This window comes from Mesotoga sp. HF07.pep.5.2.highcov, from assembly GCF_003666285.1.
Classification (GTDB): domain Bacteria; phylum Thermotogota; class Thermotogae; order Petrotogales; family Kosmotogaceae; genus Mesotoga; species Mesotoga prima.
The window spans coordinates 1-1,648 of record NZ_JFHJ01000518.1 but is presented as its reverse complement, the minus strand read 5'-3'; the positions used below and the strand labels follow the sequence as shown (position 1 = coordinate 1,648).

At 43.6% G+C, this 1,648-nt stretch carries 1 protein-coding gene; it reads right to left on the bottom strand.

Translation table 11 applies throughout. The annotated features are described in order from the left end of the window. Positions 1 to 62: 62 nt before the first annotated feature. On the bottom strand, positions 63 to 926 hold the full coding sequence (locus BG32_RS10970; protein ID WP_121526832.1) for a DUF4382 domain-containing protein: 864 nt from the start codon (positions 924 to 926) through the stop codon (positions 63 to 65). Positions 927 to 1,648 lie beyond the last annotated feature (722 nt).

The following is a 1,648-nucleotide window of genomic DNA, read 5'->3' as shown; positions in this document are numbered from 1 at the left end:
CCTTGCCACGCTAGTGAAGAAGAAGGGCTTTTAGGTCATCTCAAGAGCAGCGTCGACAGAAATTATTTCTCCACAAGAACAATTGTACCAAGATCTACGTCTCTGTCCACAACTGTCACAAACAAAGGCTGATATCTGGATTCGCTCTCGTCAATCGAAAAACCTTCATCTGTGTAATTGTCGAAGAACTCTATCCTGTAATCCCCCGAAACGACTTTGCAGAATCTAAATTCTCCCTGATCCCAGATTGGATTGTCCTCATGGGTAAACGTTGTAAGTGCCTCGCCTCCACTCTCAGGAAAGAGCGCTACAAGAAGAGGGTAAATGCTTGAAGAGGCAACTCCGGTAACGTCAAAAAGGCTACCGTGGCGCACATGTAAGACAGGAGTCATATGGACCTTGTCTTTGCGAGAATTGAAACCTCCATTGTCCTCTTCAATCTTGAGATCTTCCCAACGTCCATTTATGATCAGGGACTTAGATAAGTCGAAATCAAGCACAATTGTTGTAGTTACGTTCTCGTCGATCGTCAAATCGAGATCGTTTATCTTTAGCGACCCTGAGTTGACAGTAACAGGGAAGATCTCACCATTGGCAGTCAGGGTCGCGGCTCCGACCTCCATTCTTAACTGGTTGTAGATGCCTGAAACACCACTCGTATTGGGCAATTCGTAAGTTGCTCCGACCAGAGTGACTATATCCACTTCGAAAGGTGTATCTGAAATAACGACCGGTTGATCTTCATCTCCGTAAAGCGAGATACTATCGATCCTCACCATCAAGGAATCGATGTCCTCTACGGGAATTACCGCATCGGTAAGAAAAACTCTTACTGTACCTCTGTCAGGTTCCTGTGAAGGGAACTCCATGCACCCGGCAAAGAAAAGTGTAATCAATAGTATGATGGACAATGAAAGCTTTTTCATAATTCACAACCTCCCTCTACTTTATCGATCATCTTAGTCTAACCCGCATCCAATTAAAGAGAGATTAAACAGACAGCCAACTTCGTGGCTATCATTATTCATCTTTGAGTAGAAGCTTACAAGGAGATAATTATCCGTAATAGTTTCTGCTGCTAAATTCCTTATAACGGGAAGCGGCGAGTTCATTTGAGTTAGTCTGTAAGCAGTACATCATCTGGAGATTTGAATGCCAAATGAGCCCGACCGGTATTGCCATTGTTTCCAGGGATAGAGATTAAAAGAAGATCCGAGAAATTCTCCTCAAAAGATTCGACTTCTTAAATCTAGATTTTCGACCGTCCGGCTTCAATTGTGATCTATAACCAAAGAACTTCAGAGCAATAAATGTGAAGACCGAAGGGAAAATATCTCGGTTTGGGTCAAAAACGCGACAAATGGCAGTAGCAGCTCAGAAGAAAAGAAAGAGCCTCTGCAATTCAGGAGGCTCCAAACTGAATGTTATCGTCGACTTCGATGAATATTCTTCACTAAAAAGGATCGTCTTGTGTAGCAAAATGAGATTGACCGTGAGATATCCTGAGCCGGTTAACTGATAATTGCAAATCCACTCGATCTATTTCTTTATTGCGGAAGCCATGTTCAAACCAAGTTCGACACAGTTCTCCAGATCCTCCTGTGTCGGACAGCTCTTCACCTCAATCACCGGGCCGACCTGATCGCAT